This is a genomic window from Desulfosalsimonas sp., assembly GCF_055149105.1.
This window is the reverse complement of the sequence record NZ_JBSRLA010000027.1, coordinates 26769-42728: the sequence shown is the minus strand read 5'-3', so window position 1 is coordinate 42728 and position 15960 is coordinate 26769. Positions and strand designations below refer to the sequence as shown.

The following is a 15960-nucleotide window of genomic DNA, read 5'->3' as shown; positions in this document are numbered from 1 at the left end:
TTGTATCAGCCGCAATTATACCGCCTATCTTTCGCATAGAAAAAAACGCGTCCAGGAGGCGATAAATTTAGGCATTGAAATGTCGCTGTAGTGTTATTGGACAGGCACTAAATATACGTCCAATCCTGTCCCAAGTTATTGATGGTTTCCGGTTATGCTTTTTTTGCCGGCAAGCTTCACAATTAAGTGGGAAAATACGCTTTATAAAGATTTGCATGAAGCTGTTCATCCGGCAAGATGATTTTCAGAATTTTGTTTACCTCATTATCACCGGATTCATCTTTAGATCCTTCACCTGTTTTTCCCCCTGCATTGTTAACTCTTCATAACTGATGGAATCGTAAAAAGGCCCAAATCGGATATAACCGCTAACCAATGAATAAATAAGTTATTGATTTTACTTAACACTTAATCACTTAAAACTTAACACTGCCTGTAAAAAAGACTTTTTACAGGCTCATCATAACTGTTGAGCCAAAAAATACCCGGGCCATTTCTCCAGTCTGATAATGTTTATACGCCCGGGGCAAACGACTGTGACAAATTATTTCCGACTCATTTTTTCCATCACAGCCGAAAGGCCGTTCCAAAACCAAGGAGAGACAGAAAAACCTCAATGCCATGAGATCGGTTTCTGGCGTGTTTGTGTATTATGGTTACGATTTAAAGTATTCTGTTACGTAATTGATACCTGTTGTCTGTGGATTTGCGCCGGGAAGGCAAAAAGGGCGCATAAAAAGTTGCCCCCATGGAAAAAACACGACCTTGCCGGCGTTTGCCGGGGCAATGGGAAAGAAAACAACCGGCAATTGCGGGAGGCAATATGGCAAAGCCATACGATTATGACATCGGTATTATCGGCGGCGGGGCTGCAGGGCTGACAACAGCTTCGGGCGCGGCCCAGCTCGGGGCCAAAACCCTTTTGATTGAAAAGGAAAAGGATCTTGGCGGCGACTGTTTGCATTTCGGATGCGTGCCCAGCAAGACGCTGATCAACTCGGCCCGGGCATATCATACCATTGTCAACGCCGGCAAACACGGATTGCCGGACGTGGATGCCCCGCCCGTGGATTTTGCCGGCATTCGAAACCGCATTGAAAATGTTATTTCCACCATTCAGGAGCATGATTCCGAGGAGCGGTTTTGCGGGCTCGGGGCCAGGGTTGAATTCGGCAGTCCCGAATTTGTGGATGAACATGCAATTTACTTAAACGGAAACACCGTGTCTGCCAAAAAATGGCTCATTGCCACCGGCTCTTCCCCGGGCGCGCCCCCTGTGCCCGGCCTGGAGGCGGCCGGTTATATCACCAACCGTGAAATATTTTCCCTGGAAAAACTGCCGGCCTCCATGGCGATTATCGGCGGCGGCCCCATTGCCGTGGAAATGGGGCAGGCTTTTTCCCGGCTGGGCACACAGGTGACCGTTATCGAACGCGCAGACCAGATCCTGGCCGGGAGGACAAGGACCTGGCAGACGAACTGCTGGGGTTGCTTGCGGCGTCTCCGAACATGACCTTTCATCTCAACTCCAAAATTTTATCTGCAAAAGACTTGGGGCGCAAAAAGGAAGTGGTGTTTGAAAATGGCAAGGGAGAGGAAAAACAGGTCCATGCCCAAACCCTGCTGGTGGCCGCCGGCAGAACGCCAAACATCGAGGGACTGGCCCTTGAAAAGGCCGGGGTCGATTTTACCGGCCGGGGCATCCAGGTGGACGCCCGGATGCGCACTTCCCAGAATCACATTTTTGCCGCAGGCGATGTCACCGGATCGTTTTTGTTTACCCATGCCGCGGGATATGAAGGCTCCATCGTGATCGCAAATGCCGTCTTCCGCCTGCCCAGAAAAGCCGATTACACGTTTCTGCCCTGGTGCACCTACACTGATCCCGAATTGGCAAGTATCGGCATGAACGAGAAAAGCGCAAAACAAGCGGGCATATCATACACGGTCTGGAGCGAGGATTTCAAAAACAACGACCGGAGCCTGGCCATGGGCAATAGTGCCGGAAAAATCAAAATGATCCTTGATGAAAAGGAAAACCTCATGGGCGTCCAGATTCTGGGGCCCAACGCGGGCGATCTGATAAACGAGTGGGTTGCGGTGGCAGCCGGCGGCGTCAAGCTGTCCACCCTGGCCTCGGCTGTTCATCCCTATCCCACCCTGGGCGAGATCAACAAGCGCGTGGCTGGTGCATATCTGACACCGAAAATCTTTTCCGAGCGCATCAAAAAGGGGCTTAAATTCTTTTTCGCCTTAAAGGGCAGAGCCTGTGGGAAGGACGGGGAATAGAAAGATATGTCCATGAAAATTCCGGATACCAAAAAACTCGCTGTAATCGGCGTGATTGTGGTCATTGTGGTGCTGTTTTTTGTCCTGGACCTGCAGCAGTACATGAACCTGGCATATATAAAAGAATCCCGGGAAAATTTCCAGGCACTGCTTGCACAACACCCCGTGCTGGTTACAGGTGCGTTTTTTATCGTCTATATCGTGGTGACAGCCTTGAGCCTTCCGGGCGCGGCGGTCATGACACTGGCGGGCGGGGCCTTGTTCGGATTCTGGACCGGCCTTGTGATTGTCTCTTTTGCCAGTTCCATCGGCGCAACCCTTGCCTGCGCAGTGGCCAGATACCTGTTTCGGGACTGGACAAAACAAAAGATGGGCGCGTGGTATGACAAGATCAATGCGGGGATTAAAAAAGAGGGCGCGTTTTACCTGTTTACCCTGCGCCTGATTCCCGCGGTTCCGTTTTTTGCCATCAACCTGGGCATGGCCCTGACCGAAATGCGGCTGTGGACCTTTTACTGGGTCTCCCAGGTGGGCATGCTTGCGGGAACGGCTGTTTTTATCAATGCAGGCAACCAATTGGGCCAGATCAGCAAAATGGGCGACATTCTCTCCCCCTCGCTGATCATTTCCTTTGTAATCCTCGGCATTTTCCCCCTGGCGGTGAAAAAAACCGTCAATTTTGTCCGGGCAAAAACCGGCAAAGCAAAGGTGGATCCGGATGCTCCAAAGCCCTGAGGCGGCAGGGTATTGGATGCTCAGTGATAAATGGCCGGAGGTGAGTCTATCATGTCAATCTGCAGAAGCGCCAGCCGGCCACTGATCACTCGGTTGCCTGCGAAACTACACCGCTGCCGCGTCCAAGCCAAGTTTTCTGCGCTGGTTTTCAATGTGGCCGCGGATGAGCAGGGCGGCTTTTTCCGGGTCCGGCTCCACGGCAAATGTGGCCCCCACCACTTCCCCAAGGCCTTCCGTGAGCAGCCCCACCACGTTCATGCTGCCGGCAATGGGCGGCATGGGGCCCAGGACCGTGTAAATCCCCGATGCCACCACATAGGCACCGATGGAAACGGCTTTTTCCGAGTACCACTCTGGCGCGGCCCCGGCCAGGGGCAGGTCGCTGATATCGGTTCCAAGGGCGTTGGCCAGGGATGCGGCCAGCACCAGGATGCGCACGTTGTCCACACATGAGCCGAAATGCAGCACCGGCGGTATTCCCAAAGACCCGCACACTTCCTTTAAGCCGGGCCCGGCATGGGATATGGCATCTGCCACTTTGAACCCGGCCTTGGCAGTGGCCACGGCCGCACATCCCGTGTCCACCACCAGGATATCGTTTTCAATCAGCCGCTTTGTCAGGGTTACATGGCCGTAGTCATGCTTGATCTTGGGATTGTTGCAGCCCACAATGCCCGCAGCCCCACGGATTTTGCCCGACTTTATCGCATCGAGCAAAGGCTCGGGCGTGCCGCCCAAAGCACCCACAACCGCTTCCACGGAAAAACCGCCCACTGCATCCAGCGGCTCCACCGGGATATAGGTCTCACCGCGATTGGCAAAGTTTTCAATGGCGGCCTTGACCACGTCATAGGCTTTTTTCTGCGCGTTGTCCGGGTGGAATTCCACGTGCTCCATGCCGGGAAACCGGGCCTTGTCACTGGTGCTGATCATTTTTGTGTGATAGCAGGCCGCCACCTTTGAAAGCGCGGGCATGATGCATTGATAATCCACAATCATCATTTCAATGGCACCGGTGGCAATGATGAGCTCGGTCATCAGGTGGTTGCCGGCCATGGGAATGCCGTGGCGCATGAGCAGTTCATTTCCGGTGCAGCACAGGCCGCACAGATTGATGCCTTTTGCGCCCTTTTCCTCGGCCAGCTTTGTCATTTCCGGGTCCTGGCAGGCGGCCATGACCATTTCCGAAACCACAGGATTGTGCCCGTGGACCACCACATTGACCTGGTCTGCCTTGAGCACCCCGGCATTGACCTTTGTGGGGGCGGGTTTGGGGGTGCCAAAAAGAATGTCTGAGACTTCCGTGGCGATCATGGATCCGCCCCAGCCGTCTGACAGGGCGTTTCGCAGGCCGTGGAGCAGCAGGCTCTGCCAGCCGTTGTCCACGCCCATATGGGTGCGGTGCATGGCCTCTGAGGTCTCCCTGTCAATGCCCCGGGGCATGATATTGAGCTTGCGCCACAACTGCTGTCTTTTTTCAGGAGCCCGGGCAACAAGGGCCAGTTCCTTTTTGCGGGTGCCGAAATCCTCCTGCATGGCATGGGCCAGTTCTCCGGCAACTTGTTCCGGCGTTTTACCGTCTGCGGCAATACCGTATTCGGCAGCCACACGGTTGAGTTTCTCCGTATCCGTGATTGCATAACCCGGGGCCTTGTTTTCAGCCACTGATGCCAGCACTTCCACCAGGTCCCGTCCGTGATCCGAATGAGCTGCGGCTCCTGCGGCAATCATCCGGCAAAGGTTGCGGGCCACGATAATATCGGCGTCTGCGCCGCATACGCCCTGCTGGGGACCTTCGCCGAACGGATCGACCCGGCAGGGGCCCATGACGCAGATCCGGCAGCTCAAACCCAGGTCGCAGAATCCGCACTGGGGCTGCTGGGCCGCGTGGCGGTCCCAGACGGTTTCCACCTGGTCGGATTCCATTTTTTTGATCAGCAGCTGGCCGTCTTTGGTGATGGTATAGGTATGATGGTGCGTCATTGTCCCGTCCTCCCTTTATCTTGACAGGTTGATTTCTTTTTGGGCCCTTTTGATTGTGTTGAGCAGCGAAAAACCCGGGGCATGGTCGGCCGCAATGGCTTCTGCGTTGATGCTGCGGGCCACTTGGTCGGTTTTTTTCTTCATGGCCGCATCCATTTCCTCAAATGTCAGGGCCCCGACCTTGCAAACCGCCACGCAGGCCGGAATCAGGCCTTTGTGCTGGCGGGCAATGCAGTTGTCGCATTTCACGGCAATGGTTTTGCCCGCAGGTGCCAGGGGGTCGGCGTGATACCGGATCACCCCGTAGGGACAGGCCATGGCACACGATGCGCAGTTGATGCACACATCCGGGTTGATGAGCACGGTGTTGGTTGTGGTCTGCCGGTAAATGGCCCCGGGAAGACAGGCCATCTGGCATGGGGCGGGATCGCAGTGCCGGCAGCGGTTGGGAAATCCCTCGTCATAGCGCCCTGCGCCCACGTGGATTCTCGGTCTGGGCCGGGGCGATTCGGAAATGGCTGAAATCAGGGCGCCGGTTTTTGAATGGGCGGCCGCGCAGGCAAGCATGCACTGCATGCATCCCACGCAGCGTTCGGGATGAACAATGACCTGTTTCATAAGCTTTCCTCCCTGCCGCATGGGGGCGGCATATAAAATCAATGCGACCGGTCTGCCCGGTGATTTGGTTACCGGGCAAAAAGCCGGCTGACGTTAAATCCCGGGTCCAGCAGGTGATGTGGAGATATTTTCACGGGCGTGCGGCTCTGGATCAGCGAGGTCAGCACGCCGCCCTGTTCGATTTGGTTGATCATGACAAATCCCACCAGGATTTGATCCTGGAATACCAGCTTGCGATAGGTTTGGCGTCCGGGGTCACGGGCGGAGAAAAACCGGCAGGACTCGTCGGTGTCCCTGGGGCTGACCCGGCCGGCGGTCATCACGTCTGTGTCAAACATGCGAATCACGTTTCTGGAAAGGCTGCCCCGGTAAGAAAGGGCCTGGCCGGCCATGTTGAATCCCGCGACCCGGCCCTGGGCCGCGGCTTCGGGCCAGATGGCGTTGACCCACCGTTTCCGGCGGGCAATGTCGATGTGCTCGGCCACATCCCCTGCGGCATATATGCCGGGTGCGTTTGTGGCCATGTGATCGTCGACCAGGATGCCCGCATCCGTATCAATGCGGTCTGTGGGCACAAACCCGTGGGCCGGAAACACCCCTTTTCCGATAATGGCCATGTCGCACTGGGCCTGGCTGCCGTCGGACAGATGGGCAGTCTGCACCCGGCCGCTGCCCTCAAAAGCGGTGACCGAAATTCCCGTGCGCACGGTCAGCCCGTGGTCGCAGAGCACCTGCTGGATCATCTCCCCGGCGGTTTCATCCACCTGCATGGAAAGGGGATAGCCCGAACGGATCAGCATGGTTACGGCAATATTTCGCTTCAGCAGGCTGTAGGCGGCCTTAAACCCCACGAGCCCGCCGCCGAGGACCAGGGCATGACGGGTATCGGCCAGGGCGGCGATCATATCCTGTACCTGGGCAATATTGCGCATGAAAAAAATGTTTTTGAGATCCAGGCCCTGTGCGTCAAGAGGCCTGGGATCGGCCCCGGCGGCGATCAGCAGCCGGTCATATGCGAAGATTTGACCGTCTTTTGTGGTTACGGTGCGTGTGTTGGCATCCAAAGATGTCACGCGGCTGCCGAGTGCGGGCGTGATGGAAAGCCGGTCGTAGAAGTCCGGCCCCCGGATGGGCAGCCTGGAAACATCCACGGCCCCTTCCAGAAGGTTGCTGATCATGGGACGGCAGTAAGGGGGGTGGGTTTCGTCTGAAATCATGGTGATTGGGCCGCGGGCATCGATCCGCCGGATGACTTCTGCGGCGGTGACGCCTGCAACACCGTTTCCGATAATCACGTAATTCATAACCGTGCCTCGGTGAAAGGAGGGTGGACGGATAGCGTTTCAATCCACCGGATAACAAAACAATAAAATAAAAGTCATTTGATTGCAACAGGGTAAAAAATTTCAGCCGCCCCCCTTGAACAGGTTCCGGAAGTGATTATTATAGGGGTGAAAGGAAAGGATGAACAACAAAAACAAATTGTTAAATAAAAATAAAAGGAGGTGACGGATATGGCACTGGTACGGTGGAATCCCTGGACCACACTGCCCACTTTGCAGGATCGGATAAACCGGCTGTTTGAGGATGCGGTTCCGGCAACCGAGGGCAGAGAGGATGTGGGCCTGTTTGAATGGCGGCCCATGGTGGATACCTATGAAAAGGATGACGCCATTATGATCAAGGCCGAACTGCCCGGCGTGAACAAGGACGATATATCCATTGATGTCAACAACGGCGTGCTTTCCATCAAGGGAGAGCGCAAGCATGAAGAAGATGTCAACGAGGATAACTACTACCGAAAAGAACGGTTTTACGGCAAGTTCCAGCGTGCCTTCACGCTGCCGGATAATGCGGATCCCGACAAGATCGAAGCCGGATTCAAAGACGGCGTACTTGAGGTGAAAGTGCCCAAGACCGAGCAAAGCAAAGGCAAAAAGGTCGAGATCAAGTAAGAAGGTGCACGACGGAAGAACCGCGCCGGTAAAACAAAAGCGGGGTGCAGACGCCAAGGAGTCTGTACCCCGCTTTTTGTTTGCACGCTGATTTTAATCCACCTTGTGAACCCAGCCCTCGGTATCCTGTGTGCGGCCGTACTGGATGTCGGTGATGGCGTCGAAAAATTTCCGGGCCCAGGAGCCCACTTTTCCGTCGCCAATGGCAAGGGTCTTGTCCTTGTATTTGATCTGGCCCACCGGCGAGATCACCGCAGCGGTGCCCGAGCCGAAGCATTCCTGGAGTTTGCCGGCCTCATGGGCTTGGACCACTTCGTCAATGGAGATGCGCCGCTGGGTGACCGGATGTCCCCATTTTTCGGCCATGGCAATCACCGAATCCCGGGTGATGCCCGATAAGATGCTGCCGGACAGGGCAGGTGTGATGATTTCGTCGTCAATGACAAAAAAGATGTTCATGGAGCCCACTTCCTCCACGTATTTGCGCTCCACCCCGTCTAACCACAGCACCTGGGTATAGCCCTTGTGATGGGCCTCTTCTCCGGCATACAGGCTGGCCGCGTAATTGCCCGCGGTTTTCACCTCGCCCACGCCGCCGGGCACGGCCCGGACATATTTTTCCGTCACCCAGATTTTCACCGGGTTGAACCCTTCCTTGTAATAGGCCCCCACCGGGCTCAGGATGATGAAAAACCGGTAGGTGTAGGATGCCCGCACGCCCAGAAACGGATCCATGGCAATGATGGTGGGCCGGATGTAAAGAGACGTGCCCGGGGCCGAGGGCACCCAGCGCTTTTCAATTTTGAGCAGCTCTTTTAGCGCGTTGAGGGCCAAATTCTCGTCGATTTCCGGAATGCACATGCGATGGGCCGACTGGTTAAACCGGGTGAAATTCTGCTCCGGGCGGAACAGCTGGATTTTATCTTCCGGGGTTTTAAATGCTTTTAATCCCTCGAAGATGGACTGGCCGTAGTGGAGCACCATGGTGGACGGATCCATGGTAATGGGTCCGTAGGGCTCGATGCGCGGGTTGTGCCAGCCGTTGTCCAAATCATAGTCCATGTTGAACATGTGGTCTGTAAAAAGGGTGCCGAAAGCCAGTTCGGATTCGTCTGGCAGGTCCTTTAGGGACCCGGCTTTCTGGATGCTGATTTCCATGGTGATACTCCGTTTTTCCGATTGGTCTCTGTCAGGTAAAGATTATAAAAACATGTTGATTTTTATACGTTTATCCATTTGTCGCCGTTAAACCGTTTTTTACGTTAACGTCAAATGCCCGGATGATCAAGAAAATTTATCCCGGCCGGGTAAAAAAGCCCGGGTTTTTCCCCTTGATTGCCGCCTGCAGCGGTGATAGGACTTCAATTGTGATGAAAACAAGTATACACAGCAACCCTGCGCCAGCATCCCCATATCTGGTCTGTCCGTTTAAAAAAGGCAGGCCCAAAAAACACATTGATGTCTGCCGCAAATGCCGGAAAAACCGCAAGTGCGCCATTTATCAGGATTATATGCAGCCGGGATTGTTCCCGGGATGGCGTTAACACCTGTTTTTTTCGAACACAGCCATGGACTCTGATATTTCTGCATATGCCCAAAGACTCTGCCAAAGCGGCCTGGCCGCAGATGAGACCCTTTTGTGGGCTGCGCCCGGGCAGGGTCAGCACGGCTGGAACCGCCGTCATCCGGTTTGCGCCCGGCTCGATCCCCTGCTGGAAAAGCCCGGGATCGGCGCTGTGGTTTATGGCCGGCCGGCCGAGCCCTATGCCGGGATCTTCGATTACCTGGCCCGCACTGCCGCAGACGGGGTGATCCGCCCCCGGGATTCTGAGACCCGGGTGTTTTTAACCGACCTGCCGGTGACCGAAGATCCGGACCCGGAGCTCATGGGGCCTTTGTTGTCGGATCGCAGATGTCTCGTGATTCCCGGTTTTGGCCTCCTTGCCCAAGGCAGAGATATGGCCGAAGCCTGTGTTTGTTTTTCAGCCGCCTGTTTTGCCGGGTTTGTGAAGTTTTTTGCAGACTCTCTCCAGGCAAGCCGGACAGGTGACATCAGCCGGGACCGGATTTTAACATTTCAGAGCGCCTGCACCTATCTTTCAGACCCGGCCGTGTTTGAAGGCGGGCTCATGCGCGGCCCCTTTGAAACCGAGGCGGACGTGCGCGCGGCCATTGTCGAGGCCGGCCGGGCCGTTGTCGGCCACGGTCTTGTGGATGCCAGTTTCGGCAATCTTTCCTACCATCTGGGAAACAGCCTGTATATCACCACATCCGGTAGCTTTCTGGATGATCTCGAGGACTCGGTTGCAGCAATAAACCTGGATACCGGCGCTGTGAACGGCGGCCGGCCTTCATCTGAACGGCCGGCCCACGAGCAGATCGCCGCCCATACCGATTTTTTGGCCATTGTCCACGGCCATCCCCTGTTTTCCGTAATCCTGTCCATGGACTGCCATGAAACCGATTGCCCGGATGCCGGCGACTGCCACCGTCTTTGTCCGCGCCCCCGGCAGGTGTGCGCGGTTCCGGTGGTCTCGGGTGAGACCGGCGGCGGTCCTTACGGGCTTTCCCAAACCGTGCCGCCGGCAATCAAGACCCACAAGGCCGCCATTGTTTACGGACACGGGGTGTTTAGCTGTGCGGCCAATGATTTTAACAATGCCCTGGGCCGGATGGTGACCATTGAACAGCTCTGCCGAAAGACCTATTTTGAGCAGATGGGCATCCAGATCCGGCCATAGCAGAAGGATACATATGGAATTTGAAAGCATCGAGGATGTGACCTGCAGGCTTGAACGCGCCGGCTACATCCCTTCCCGGGAAATTGCCACGGTGGTGTTTCTGGCTGCTGCCACCCAAAAGCCCATTCTTGTGGAAGGCCCGGCCGGCGGGGGCAAGACCGAGCTGGCCCGGGCCGTGGCCCGGTGCCTGGGCCGGGACAAGATCCGGCTTCAGTGCTACGAGGGATTAGATGAGGCGAAGGCTTTGTATGAATGGGAATATGCCAAGCAGCTGCTCTACACCCAGATGATCAAGGAGAAGATCAATGATTTGATCGCCGGGGCTGACAGCATTGCCGAGGCCGTGGAGCGCATTGCCGAGCAGGAGGACGCGTTTTTCTCCGAGCGCTTCATCCTTGCCCGCCCGCTTTTGCAGGCCATTTCCTCGGATAAGCCCGTGGTGCTGCTCATTGATGAAATCGATAAGGCCGATCCGGAATTTGAGGCCTTTTTGCTCGAGCTGCTTTCGGAATTTCAGGTATCGATTCCCGAGCTGGGCATCCGCAAGGCCAGGCATATCCCCATGGTGGTGCTCACCTCCAACAACTACCGGGACATGAGCGATGCATTAAAGCGCCGGTGCATCCATCTGTATATCGATTATCCGGAGCCGGAGCTGGAAAAACGCATTATCCGCCTGAAATTGCCGGGCATTGACGAGGCCCTGGCAGACCGGCTGGTCTGTGCTGTCAACCATATCCGGGAGCTGGACATGAAAAAACGGCCCTGCATTTCCGAGACCCTGGACTGGGCCCAGGCCCTGATGGTGTTAAACATCGGGGAATTGTCCTGTCAGGCCGTGTCTGACACCCTTAACGTGATCTGCAAATACCGCGCGGACGCCCAACTGGTGCGCCAATCCATGGACAAGGTGCTTTCGGCGAAATGATCGACCGGCTGATCCAGTTTGCCGCAGCCTGCCGGGCCGCTGATCTTCGGGTATCCACCGCCGAGCTCATCGACTGCCACCAGCATCTTCAGTGCGTGGATCTGGTGGATGAAGCCCGTTTTAAAACCGTGCTCCGGGCCAATTTCGCCAAAAGCCGCAGGGACCAGGCCGCCTTTGACCGGGTTTATGACCTGTTTTTCCACGGCCCGGGCGCCGGTGAAGATGAAAGCCCGCAGCAAATGGATGCTGAAGCCGTTGCCGATTTGTTCAGTCGCGCCGGCATTGGCGGCGATGACCTGGATGCCGCGCTTTTGGATTTTGTCACCGGTGATCCCGCATCCTTTCTGCAGGTTTTGCAGGACCTGGACCAGCAGGCGGACGCGTCTTCGGCAAGCGGGGTCAAGTCCAACCTCGGCCAGCTGGCCGGGCGGATGCAGGTGATGCTTAGGATAAACGCCATACAGCGGGGACTGGCCCGGCTTCCGGACGGCACTGGTCAGGCCCCGGCAGCCGCATCCATATCCCGGCGCCTGGATCAGGCCCGGGGGCTTCTGACCCGCGAAAACCGGCCCTATAATGACGGCCTGCGCCAGGTGCGTTCCCATCACAAGCATTACCAGGGCCTGGGAGAACAGCCCTTTTCGTCTCTTACGCCGGCTGAAATCGAGCAGATGCGCGATGTGATCCAGCAGCTGGTGCGCAAGCTAAGAGACCGGATGGGCCGGCGCTTTGCGGCCTCGCGCCGGGGCGGGCTCGATGTCCGAAAGACCCTGCGCCGGGCGGGCCGGTTCCAGGGCGTGCCCCTGGTGCTCTCCTACCGCCGCCGGCCGCTTCGAAAAACCCGGATCGTGGCCCTGTGCGACGTATCCGGCTCGGTGTGGTCTGCGGCCCGTTTTATGCTGCATCTGCTCTATTCCCTCCAGGATTGTTTTTCTTCTGTGCACAGCTTTGCTTTTGTGTCAGGCACCACGGATATCACCGAGATCTTTGCGCACAACGAGGTCAACTGCGCCCTGGAAAAGGTGCTGGCAAGCCCGGATATCGGTTTTGACGCCTTAACCGACTACGGCGAGGTGTTTTACGAATTCCGGCAGCACCACATGCACCGGATTAACCGCAAAACCACCGTGATCATCGTGGGAGACGGCCGGTCCAACTACCAGCACCCCAGGGAATCCATTCTGGCCGAAATCCGCGAAAAAGCCCGGCGCATCATCTGGCTCAATCCCGAACCCGAAGCCTTCTGGGGTACGGGCGACAGCGAGATGCATACCTACAAGGCCCACTGCCACGAAGTGCGAACCTGCCAGAACCTCAATCAGCTCATTGATTTTATCGAAGAACTGGTGCTCTGACACTGTTTGAAAAAAAGTGCAAAAACAGGGCTTGACTTTTCAGGTATCGTTTAGAATAATATTTTAAAACTGAGAACCATTCTAATTTTAAAAAATGCGAGGTGCCATGTATCCGGATCTGAAAGGCAGGACCGCTATTGTGACCGGGGCCGGGAAAAAAACCGGCATTGGATATGCTATTGCCGCCAAGCTGGCGGCCTGCGGGGCCAATATCGTGGTGGCCGATCTGGGCCGGGCTCAGCCGGACCAGAGCCAGGTCAGCACGGCCACCTCCGAGCAGATGCAGGACATTGAAAAACAGATTGCAGATGATTTCAAGGTGCGCTGCCGGGCTCTGAGCGTGGATGTCACCGATTCCGGGTCCATTTCGCAGATGGTGGCCTCCGTGGTCAGGGAGTTCGGGGGTATTGAAATTTTATGCAACAATGCCGGAGCCTCCTTTGGCGTGCCAAGCGACGTTGAAAATTATGACGAGGCCGCCTGGGTCAAAACCATTGACGTGAACCTCAACGGGGTGTTCCGGGTGTCAAAGGCCGTGATTCCGGAAATGCGGCAGGCAGGCGGCGGATGCATCGTCAATATCGCCTCAAGGGCGGGCAAGGTGCCGCCCTTGTTTAATTCCGCCTATGCCGCGGCCAAGGCCGGGGTAATCATGCTCACCAAGACCATGGCAAAGGAACTGGCCGGTGCCGGCATTCGGGTCAACGCCATCTGTCCGGGGCAGATCATGACCGATATCGAAAAGTGGCGCTTTGAGCTTGAAGCGCAGTTTTTCAACACCACGGCCGAGCAGCGGCAGAAGGAAATGTGTGCCACCATTCCCCTGGGCCGCATCGGAGAGCCGGCCGAAGTGGCCGATCTGGCCGCATTTCTGGCGTCAGGGGCATCTTCTTATATTACCGGCCAGGCAATGAACATCACCGGCGGCCAGCTCATGGAATTGTGACCCGGGTTGCTGTCGGCTCAACCAATAAAGATAAAAAGCAGAAAATGGGACAAAAGGAACGAAGGCAGCGGGAGAAAATGCAGCGACGCACCCAGATCTTAAACGCCGCAAGGGCCCTGCTTTTAAAAGAAGGGTTTTCCCGCACGTCTGTGAACAAGATTTCGAAAAAGGCGGAGCTTTCCATCGGCTCCATTTATTTTTATTTCACCAACAAGGCTGAAATTTTTGCCTCCCTGCAGCAGGAGGGCCTGGAGATCCTGCATACTTACCTGGTTTCTGAAACCGAAGGCGTAGCCGATCCCCGTGTTCAGCTTCAAAAAGGCGCAGAGGCGTATTACCAGTTCAGCCGGGCGCACAAAGACTATTTTGACGTGATCAATTATTTTCTTTCCTCGCCCCAGGTCTTTTTCTCCGAGGATGTCAACCGGACCATCGGCTCCAAGGGGCTTTTGATCCTGGAGCAAATTGCCGGCATCATCCGGCAGGGAAATGCCCTAAAGGTTTTTGATGAGCCCTGTCCAAACAATTTTGCCGTGTTTTTCTGGTCTTCCTTGCACGGGCTGGTGCAGATCCGGAAACTACAGGGAATCATTATCGAATCCGACGATTATTTTCAGTTTTTTCAATACAGTGTTGATAAACTCATTGAAAGCATAAAATTCAGGGAGGTTAGAGATGACAACAAATAAGATGACACCCAGCGAAGCATTGGTGGAAACCCTGGCAGCAGAAGGCGTGGAAACCGTGTTCGGTATTGTGGGCTCCGCCTACATGGACGCCCTGGATCTTTTTCCGGCCGCGGGCATCCGTTTTGTATCCGTTGCCCATGAACAGGCCGCCGCCCATGCCGCAGACGGCCTGGCCCGGGTCACGGGCCGGCCCCAGGCCTGTATTGCCCAGAACGGCCCGGGTGCGGCCAATTTTGTTTCCGCCATTACCGCGGCCTACTGGGCCCATTCTCCGGTGGTGGCCATCACCCCGGAAACCGGCTCCATGGGAATCGGCACCGGCGGTTTCCAGGAACTGGATCAGATGGCATGGTTTTCCGAGCAGACCGTCTGGCAGGTGCGTGTCAACCGGCCCGAGCGAATGGCCGAGCTGGCCAGAAGGGCCTTTTACATGGCCAAACTGGAAAACGGTCCCACCCAGTTAAATATCCCCAGGGATTATTTTTACGGCGAGCTCGAAGATGAGGTTTATCCGTCTCTTGAAATATCCCGTGGTCCGGGATCGCGTGCGGCCCTGGCAGAGGCGTCAAAGCTGCTGGCAGGGGCAAATTACCCGGTGATCATTGCCGGCGGCGGGGTCAGTCAGGGGGACGCCCTGGCCGAAACCCAAGCCCTGGCCGAATACCTGCAGGCCCCTGTGGTCAATTCTTACCTGCACAATGATTCGTTTCCCGCAGATCACCCCCTGGCAACCGGTCCCATCGGATACTGCGGCTCCAAGGCCGCCATGCGGATTCTTTCCAAAGCCGACGTGGTGCTGGCCCTGGGCTGCCGCCTCGGACCCTTTGGAACCCTTCCCCAGTACGATATCGACTACTGGCCCAAAAATGCCCGGATCATCCAGGTGGATGCCAATGCACGGGTGCTGGGTCTGAGCAAAAAGGTGGATGTGGCAAGCGCCGCTGATGTCAAAGACTATGCCGCAGACCTGCTGACGGCTGTCAAGGCGGCCATGGGAAAACCGGCCGAGGCCCCGGTCAGAGTGGCGGAAATTGCCCGGGAAAAGGCCCGGTGGGCCGAGGAACTCGAATCCTGGTCAAGTGCTGAGACCTCTCCCATGCATCCCCGGGCATTTTTAAAAGCCCTGTCTGAATCCATGCCCAAAGGTTCCATTGTGGCCACGGATATCGGCAACACCTCTTCCATGTGCAACGCATATTTTCAATTTTCAGATATCCGTCAGCACATTTCCGCCCTGAGCTGGGGCAACTGCGGGTTTGCCTACGGGGCTGCAATGGGCGCCAAAATCGGCCGGCCCGACAAGCCGGCGTTTGCCTTCCAGGGCGACGGGGCCTGGGGGATTTCCGGCATTGCCGAGGTCATGACCGCAGTGCGGGAAAACATCCCGGTGATTGCGGTGGTGGCCAACAATTACGAGTGGGGTGCGGAAAAGAAAAACCAGATCGATTATTATGACAACCGGTTTGTGGGCGCCAACCTGCGGGAGAATCCCGATTTTGCGCAGGTTGCAAAAGATATGGGCGCAGACGGCCATGTGGTGAAAACACCGGAAGAGGTCAAAGATGCCGTGGCCAGTGCCGTGGCTTCGGAAAAGCCCTGCGTGATCGATGCCAGAATCCATGGCGGAGAAAAAGTTCTGGCAGAACCGTTTCGAAGGGATGCGTTGAAACCGCCGGTGCGCTATCTGGATAAATACAGGCACCTAAACGCCGGGTAAATCA

13 protein-coding genes and 1 pseudogene are annotated in these 15960 nt (G+C 56.1%); 10 read left to right on the top strand and 4 right to left on the bottom strand.

The window, feature by feature from the left end; translation table 11 throughout:
* Positions 1 to 748: 748 nt before the first annotated feature.
* The 3 genes and pseudogenes from ACTCIA_RS08310 to ACTCIA_RS08300 form a co-directional block, all read left to right on the top strand.
* Positions 749 to 1743, top strand: a pseudogene (locus tag ACTCIA_RS08310) (dihydrolipoyl dehydrogenase family protein); the annotation flags it as partial.
* On the top strand, positions 1720 to 2289 hold the full coding sequence (locus ACTCIA_RS08305) for a hypothetical protein (RefSeq protein ID WP_463001344.1): 570 nt from the start codon (positions 1720 to 1722) through the stop codon (positions 2287 to 2289). The pseudogene ACTCIA_RS08310 and the gene ACTCIA_RS08305, both read left to right, overlap by 24 nt.
* Before the next feature lie 12 nt (positions 2290 to 2301).
* Positions 2302 to 3024, top strand: a complete 723-nt coding sequence (locus ACTCIA_RS08300; RefSeq protein WP_463001343.1) for a TVP38/TMEM64 family protein — start codon at positions 2302 to 2304, stop codon at positions 3022 to 3024.
* A 105-nt stretch (positions 3025 to 3129) separates the two neighbouring features.
* Here ACTCIA_RS08300 and cooS read toward each other — a convergent pair whose 3' ends face one another.
* From cooS to ACTCIA_RS08285, 3 genes are all read right to left on the bottom strand, one after another.
* The gene (cooS, locus tag ACTCIA_RS08295; protein WP_463001342.1) at positions 3130 to 5007 is read right to left on the bottom strand and encodes an anaerobic carbon-monoxide dehydrogenase catalytic subunit; all 1878 of its coding nucleotides are present in this window, start codon (positions 5005 to 5007) and stop codon (positions 3130 to 3132) included.
* A 15-nt stretch (positions 5008 to 5022) separates the two neighbouring features.
* Positions 5023 to 5625, bottom strand: coding sequence for a 4Fe-4S dicluster domain-containing protein (locus ACTCIA_RS08290; RefSeq protein ID WP_463001341.1), 603 nt, complete (start codon positions 5623 to 5625; stop codon positions 5023 to 5025).
* A 68-nt stretch (positions 5626 to 5693) separates the two neighbouring features.
* The gene (locus ACTCIA_RS08285; protein WP_463001340.1) at positions 5694 to 6929 is read right to left on the bottom strand and encodes an NAD(P)/FAD-dependent oxidoreductase; all 1236 of its coding nucleotides are present in this window, start codon (positions 6927 to 6929) and stop codon (positions 5694 to 5696) included.
* Positions 6930 to 7139: 210 nt separating this feature from the next.
* Between ACTCIA_RS08285 and ACTCIA_RS08280 the strand changes: the two genes are divergently transcribed.
* Positions 7140 to 7580 carry an Hsp20/alpha crystallin family protein gene (locus ACTCIA_RS08280; protein WP_463001339.1) on the top strand — a complete coding sequence of 147 codons (441 nt, stop codon included), beginning with the start codon at positions 7140 to 7142 and terminating at the stop codon, positions 7578 to 7580.
* A gap of 93 nt (positions 7581 to 7673) precedes the next feature.
* Here the strand turns inward: ACTCIA_RS08280 and ACTCIA_RS08275 are convergent, their stop codons facing one another.
* Entirely contained in the window at positions 7674 to 8738 is a 1065-nt protein-coding gene (locus ACTCIA_RS08275) for a branched-chain amino acid aminotransferase (protein ID WP_463001338.1), read from the bottom strand.
* A 410-nt stretch (positions 8739 to 9148) separates the two neighbouring features.
* Here ACTCIA_RS08275 and ACTCIA_RS08270 point away from each other — a divergent pair, with 410 nt between their 5' ends.
* The 6 genes from ACTCIA_RS08270 (at position 9149) to xsc (ending at position 15956) form a co-directional block, all read left to right on the top strand.
* Positions 9149 to 10321 (top strand): class II aldolase/adducin family protein, encoded by a 1173-nt coding sequence (locus ACTCIA_RS08270; protein ID WP_463001337.1) that lies wholly within the window; start codon positions 9149 to 9151, stop codon positions 10319 to 10321.
* A 13-nt stretch (positions 10322 to 10334) separates the two neighbouring features.
* Positions 10335 to 11249, top strand: a complete 915-nt coding sequence (locus ACTCIA_RS08265; RefSeq protein WP_463001336.1) for an AAA family ATPase — start codon at positions 10335 to 10337, stop codon at positions 11247 to 11249.
* On the top strand, positions 11246 to 12604 hold the full coding sequence (locus ACTCIA_RS08260; RefSeq protein ID WP_463001335.1) for a vWA domain-containing protein: 1359 nt from the start codon (positions 11246 to 11248) through the stop codon (positions 12602 to 12604). The genes ACTCIA_RS08265 and ACTCIA_RS08260 overlap by 4 nt, the downstream gene beginning before the upstream one ends.
* 106 nt (positions 12605 to 12710) lie before the next feature.
* Positions 12711 to 13550, top strand: coding sequence for an SDR family NAD(P)-dependent oxidoreductase (locus tag ACTCIA_RS08255; protein ID WP_463001334.1), 840 nt, complete (start codon positions 12711 to 12713; stop codon positions 13548 to 13550).
* A 44-nt stretch (positions 13551 to 13594) separates the two neighbouring features.
* On the top strand, positions 13595 to 14239 hold the full coding sequence (locus ACTCIA_RS08250; RefSeq protein WP_463001333.1) for a TetR/AcrR family transcriptional regulator: 645 nt from the start codon (positions 13595 to 13597) through the stop codon (positions 14237 to 14239).
* Positions 14226 to 15956 (top strand): sulfoacetaldehyde acetyltransferase, encoded by a 1731-nt coding sequence (xsc, locus tag ACTCIA_RS08245; protein ID WP_463001332.1) that lies wholly within the window; start codon positions 14226 to 14228, stop codon positions 15954 to 15956. Before ACTCIA_RS08250 ends, xsc begins: the two co-directional genes overlap by 14 nt.
* The last annotated feature ends 4 nt before the right edge of the window (positions 15957 to 15960 follow it).